Origin of the sequence: Bacillus sp. RB3 (genome assembly GCF_030164735.1) — a bacterium.
Lineage (GTDB): Bacteria > Bacillota > Bacilli > Bacillales > Bacillaceae_G > Bacillus_A > Bacillus_A cereus.
Genome location: NZ_JASNGE010000072.1, coordinates 1 through 5,597, shown reverse-complemented (window position 1 = coordinate 5,597; position 5,597 = coordinate 1). Strand labels below are relative to the sequence as shown.

Here is a 5,597-nt window from a genome sequence, read left to right as displayed (position 1 = left end):
ACCTTGTCCCTGTGAGAGTAGGACGTCGCCAAGCAACTTTAAGACGAGTCAGAATGACTCGTCTTTTTTGTGTTTTATAAAAATAAGAATGGCTGGTAAATCTCAGTTTATTAAAATTTCACTTTATTGTTCACATCAACAAGTTCAAAACGCTCACAGACGAGTAACATATTTTCAGAGAAATTAAGACCAAGCTCATTTAGTTCCTTTGTAAAAAAACGAACATGGGTGTCTCTCCAGTAATTATAAGTACGATCTCCTTCGCCTTCAGCGATAGCGAATTCTTCGCTTACTTCATTCATTGGTGTTACAGTTACTTCTATTGTCTTAATAATAGCTACAGGTTCATCATTACTATTGAGTATAATACTATAATCAATAGTAGTCGGTAGTGATTCATGTTCTAATTCATAAAAAATGTGACCGGAGCATGTAGCGGTTTTAATACCGTCAATTACTAGTTGTGCAAGATAATTAGGGGCATCCCCAAATTGCCAAGCTGTAACAGATTCTGGTTTTTTGTTGTTTCCCCAATAAGTATCCCAATATGTCTGTGCTAATTGATTCATTTTTATCGTTACCTCACTCTAATTCATATTTAGTCTCTTTATAATTCCTAGGAAATTTACTTACTTATTTAGTATGTCTTTGTACTCATTTAAAAGTTGTAGCGGTGTGTTGCAAATTAAAAAGATACTATGTGGAGTGAATATAGTTTGTAAATATGTTCTGTACATATATGGAATCTTTAATTTTTCAATTGCATTTTATGATAAAGGATGTAGTTACTTAAAGAACGTTCAGATTATGAATGGTAGTTTATTATCACTATGCCATATTGAAGTGAGTAATACTAGAGTTAAAATAGATGAAAAAACTGATATTCTAAATTGAATATCAGTTTAATAATATGTGACTTATATGAATCTATAGCAATACGAAAAGCGTAAATAAGATAGCCAACAAAATACGATAGTACGCAAAAGGTTTTAAACCTATCTTCTCTAAAAGCTTTAGAAAAGTTACTACCGCTAGCATCGCTACTATAAAAGAGGTAATGAATCCTACCGCAAACATAGGGATGTCATCGACACTTAAATACTTCCAACTTTTTAGTAAGTCTAAGCCTGTAGCCCCAATCATTACAGGAAGAGCTATTAGAAAAGAGAATTCAGATGCAGTCTTATAATTTACTTTTGCTAATAGACCTCCAGAGATAGTAGAGCCAGCTCTAGAGAAGCCAGGGTATATTGCTAAGCACTGAAATAATCCGATTGTTAAAGCTTGGCGGTATGTTAAATCGTCCAGTGAATAGGCTGCTGCCTCTTTCTTTTTTACTTCTGCAAAGAGCATAAGAATTGCACCTGCTACAAGTCCAATCACAACAGTGTATGGCTGGAATAAGTATGTTTTAATAATATCATGTAGTAGCAAACCAGCAACCACTGCCGGAAATACGCCAAGAAATACATGGAACGCGTTGAATTTTTTTTCTTTCTGTAGAAGTGGCTTAATATTACATAAAGAAACGAGACGTTTATGATATAAAATTGCAATGGCTAAAATTGCGCCTAGCTGAATAACAATTTCAAACGTTTTCGCTCTTTCTCCCTCAAAGCCTAATAAATGCCCGACTAATATAAGATGGCCAGTAGAGGATATAGGTAAAAATTCAGCTAATCCTTCTACAATACCGAGTATGAAGGCAATAATGATATCGCTCATAGTTTCACTCCTACAAATTAATGAATGTCTACTTTTTTAAAATAGAATAGTGTTGCAATAAATCCGGAAATTGTCGTTACTGCAATGATGATATAAGAATACTCTGGTGGATATGTCGGTTGTAATTCGTTATTTGCGATATCTAGAGTAGCGGTCCACGGAAATAAATCTTTATGCTTGGAGTTTACGAGCATAAGATTAGTCATTGTAATAATGACTGTTAATATAATGGGCGGTACATAGCTCTTCATTACAAGAGTTAGTAGCACAATAGGTGAAGACAATAGAAAGAGAAGTCCACCACATATTAAAAATTCTAGGAAAGAACCTAAAAGTAAAGAAATGTTAAAGCCAGGGAAGTTCCCCAATAGCCCTAATATTAAAGTAAGTGCCCAAGCGACTAAAGTTAGCATCATAATCCAAAGAAAGAGAATGATGAATTTACTTATAATAAAGCTAATGCGCGACACGGGGATAGTTAGTAAATTTTTCAGTGTATCTTCTGCATATTCGCGGGTAAGCAAATATGCAACCACTACTCCATATAAGGGGAATCCTATAACTAAAGTAGTATATAAGTTAACGTCAGTGAATAATTGATGGAACCAAATAGTTGGAGTAGGCTGTTTTGTTTTTATATGTATATAAGAGGCTACTACAACTAAGAAAGGTGCGACACCAGCACCAATAATGCTAATTAAAAACATATTAGAGCGTTTTAGTTTTAAGAGTTCTGTATAGAGTAGATTAACCAATTGTTCCACCTCCAACTAGTTTGGTGAAATAATCTTCTAGTCTATCTTCGCTTATCATCATTTTTAATACTTCAATACCATTAAGAACAAACGTTCTGTTTATGTATCCTTGTTGTCCAAAATGAGAGTAAATACGAATATTTCCTTCATCATGTACTTCATAATCAAAAATTTGAAGATGATTTTCTAATAACATCACAGCTTTATCGTCATTATTCACTTGAAACTCTATGTACTTACGGTTTGCTTTGCGCAGCGTATCAAGAGAAACTTCTTCTAGTAACTTTCCTTCATGAATAATTCCGATACGATCGACCAACTGTTCTATCTCGGCTAATATGTGACTAGAAATGAGTATTGTTATATTTCTTTCTTGAGCTAAAGAATGAATAAGTTTTCGCATTTCTTTAATACCAATAGGGTCTAGTCCGTTAGTTGGTTCATCTAATATGAGTAGCTCAGGATAATGGAGAAGAGCGCGTGCAATTCCTAAGCGTTGCTTCATTCCTAAAGAATACTTTCCTACTAACTTTTTTGTCTCATGCTGCAAGCCTACTATTTCTAATGCTTCTTCGATAGCATTCTTTTTGTGAACCCCAATTATCTTTGCATTAATTAGTAGGTTTTCTTTTGCAGTTAAGTTTTCATAAAATCCTGGAACTTCAACTATAGAACCAATTCTGCTTAAAATATCTTTTTGATTTTGGAATAAGTTCTCTCCGAATATTTCAATCGTTCCACTTGTAGGTTTTATAAGACTAAGCAGCATACGAATGGTTGTTGTTTTACCAGCACCGTTGCGGCCTATGAAGCCATAAATCTCTCCTTGTTGAACATTAATATTTAAATTATCTACTGATTTTTGATTGCCATATACTTTAGTAAGGTTAGTCGTTTTTATAATTGTATTTATAGGAGACACCTGCTTTCTATAAGTTCTTACTTACATCATAAAAAGGAAGGCTTAACTGCATATTAATCATTTCTTAACTATTTCTTAAAAGTATTGTGTTTTGGAATAGAAAAGCCAAAAGTAGTTCGTTTCCATGGAGTACTTTCAACCCATATATGCCCACCATTTTTTTCAACGAGTGCTTTAGAAATAGAGAGTCCGAGACCGCTACCACCAAATGAAGAGTTTCTTGATTGTTCGCTTCGGTACATTCGCTCAAATATGTTTTGTAAATCATGTTTTGGAATACCAGGGCCTTGATCCCAAATATGAAGTTTGTATTCTGCATCAGCTTCTAGCAGTTCGACTCCTATTGTTTTCCCATCCTTTCCGTAATAAATTGCATTTTTCATTAAATTACCGATAATCCGCATAATGCTTAGATGATCTGCGATGATAGGACAAGTAGAATCTGGTATGAGAATTTGCAGTTCGATGTTATGTTTTGAGAGCTCAGGTAAAAATTCAATCAAAACTTCTCTAGTAACTTCAGAAAAGTCGAGTTCTTCTTCTTTTAGTGGAAATTCATTAGCGTCTAGCTTCGCCATATTGAATATATCATCAACTAGGTGCTTTAAGTTATTTGATTTCATATAGAGTATTTTAAGATATTCTTGTTTTTCTATTTCAGAAGCAGCAACTCCGTCTTTCAAAGCATCTATATATCCGATTATGGAGGTGAGTGGTGTTCGTATATCGTGGGAGATACTAGACAAAAGTTGTTTTCTGGATTCCTCGGATCTTTTGGCTTCAATCTGAACCTGCTCTAATTTAGCTATTAGCTCGTTTATTGAAAAAACGATATTATGTAATGAGTGGTCATTGCTTGTGAATAATCTCGTTTGTAAGTTTCCTTTTAGTACACGACTTAATTTAGTATCCATTGCTTTACGATGTTGAATGAATTGTATTCTTGAAAAGAAGAGATAAATTGTAATTAAGATAAGGATAATAAATAAAGACATTTTTAATCTTGGGCCCATTTGTATGTTTAAAATCCCGCAAATGATAAGTTGTAATGAAATAAGGAAGAGGGTTTTATCAGTCTTCAAGCTTTTCACCTACAAACTTATAACCAATTCCCCATATAGTCTGAATAAATTTTGGATTGGAAGGGTCAATTTCTATTTTCTTTCTAAGTTTTCGAATATGTACCATAACGGTATTGTCATCTTCTATATAATTATCGTCCCACACATTTCGGAAGAGCTGTGTTTTTGTAAATACTTGCCCTGGGTTTGAAGTAAAGAATTTTAACAGTTCCAATTCTTTTCCGGTTAAGCTAATTTCTTCTTTGTTTGTATGAACTGTGTATGTATTTAAATTGATAGTTAGTCCTTTAAAAGATAAAGTTGTTTTTTCTTGAGCAGTATTGTTACTTCCGAGAACTAAAAAACGCCGCATAAGAGCTTTTACTCGTGCAATTACTTCGTGAATGCTGAAAGGTTTCGTAATATAATCATCAGCACCAATGCTTAAACCTAAAATTTTATCAACTTCGTGATCTTTAGCTGTGAGCATTAATATAGGTACGTTAGTTTTATCTCTAAGTTTTTTACATACCTCGATTCCATCTATTTTGGGCATCATAAGATCTAATATAACGAGGTTATATTTATTTTGATTAAATAAATGCAAGGCTTCTTCGCCGTTGATTGCAGTGTCTACCATGTATAATTCTCGTTCTAAATATATTTTTAATAAATTTCGGATTTCTTTATCGTCGTCTGCTATAAGGATACGTATATCTTTCATATCTTCACCTGCTTCTAATAGAGTTTTATTGATAGTACAACAACTCTCTAATTATATACTAGTATTTGTTAAAATAAGGTTGCTAGTTTTGTTGGAGGAAAACGTCCACACAAGTTAAGTCTAGAGTTCAAATTAACTTGAATATATTTGGAAAAATAAATTAAAGAGAAGCAGAAGGTGTGCTCCGATAATGAAATCCTATAGAGACGTATCTAGCTAAAAGAGCATAAAAATATTAAATTGAAATTCTTTATAAAAAGGTGTTGACGATTATACTTTAGAGGTGTAATATAGAACAAGTCGCCGATGACAATAACATCGCAAGCGACAAACTAAATGAAAAACTTAGTTGACATTGAAAGATGAAAATGTTAACATAAGGAAGTCGCAAATGAGCGACCAAGTAGTTC

General features: G+C 33.3%; 6 protein-coding genes. All 6 read right to left on the bottom strand.

Going from position 1 to position 5,597, the window contains the following annotated elements; all coding sequences use genetic code 11:
- Window positions 1-110: 110 nt before the first annotated feature.
- Complete coding sequence (locus QO049_RS30250) at window positions 111-569, bottom strand: ASCH domain-containing protein (RefSeq protein WP_097856750.1); 459 nt, start codon at window positions 567-569, stop codon at window positions 111-113.
- 358 nt (window positions 570-927) lie between these two features.
- Window positions 928-1,725, bottom strand: coding sequence for an undecaprenyl-diphosphate phosphatase UppP (uppP, locus tag QO049_RS30245; protein WP_097856749.1), 798 nt, complete (start codon window positions 1,723-1,725; stop codon window positions 928-930).
- A 17-nt stretch (window positions 1,726-1,742) separates the two neighbouring features.
- Window positions 1,743-2,480 carry an ABC transporter permease gene (locus tag QO049_RS30240; RefSeq protein WP_000247716.1) on the bottom strand — a complete coding sequence of 246 codons (738 nt, stop codon included), beginning with the start codon at window positions 2,478-2,480 and terminating at the stop codon, window positions 1,743-1,745.
- The gene (locus QO049_RS30235; RefSeq protein WP_000074580.1) at window positions 2,473-3,402 is read right to left on the bottom strand and encodes an ABC transporter ATP-binding protein; all 930 of its coding nucleotides are present in this window, start codon (window positions 3,400-3,402) and stop codon (window positions 2,473-2,475) included. Before QO049_RS30235 ends, QO049_RS30240 begins: the two co-directional genes overlap by 8 nt.
- Before the next feature lie 68 nt (window positions 3,403-3,470).
- A complete protein-coding gene (locus QO049_RS30230; protein ID WP_284489810.1) occupies window positions 3,471-4,484 on the bottom strand; it encodes a sensor histidine kinase in 1,014 nt (337 codons plus the stop codon).
- The gene (locus QO049_RS30225; protein WP_000651991.1) at window positions 4,474-5,187 is read right to left on the bottom strand and encodes a response regulator transcription factor; all 714 of its coding nucleotides are present in this window, start codon (window positions 5,185-5,187) and stop codon (window positions 4,474-4,476) included. Before QO049_RS30225 ends, QO049_RS30230 begins: the two co-directional genes overlap by 11 nt.
- Window positions 5,188-5,597 lie beyond the last annotated feature (410 nt).

Excerpts from the sequence above, each read along its gene's own strand:
- QO049_RS30250 (WP_097856750.1), bottom strand. The coding sequence starts at position 569 with ATGAATCAATTAGCACAGACATATTGGGATACTTATTGGGGAAACAAC.
- uppP (WP_097856749.1), bottom strand. The coding sequence starts at position 1,725 with ATGAGCGATATCATTATTGCCTTCATACTCGGTATTGTAGAAGGATTA.
- QO049_RS30225 (WP_000651991.1), bottom strand. The coding sequence starts at position 5,187 with ATGAAAGATATACGTATCCTTATAGCAGACGACGATAAAGAAATCCGA.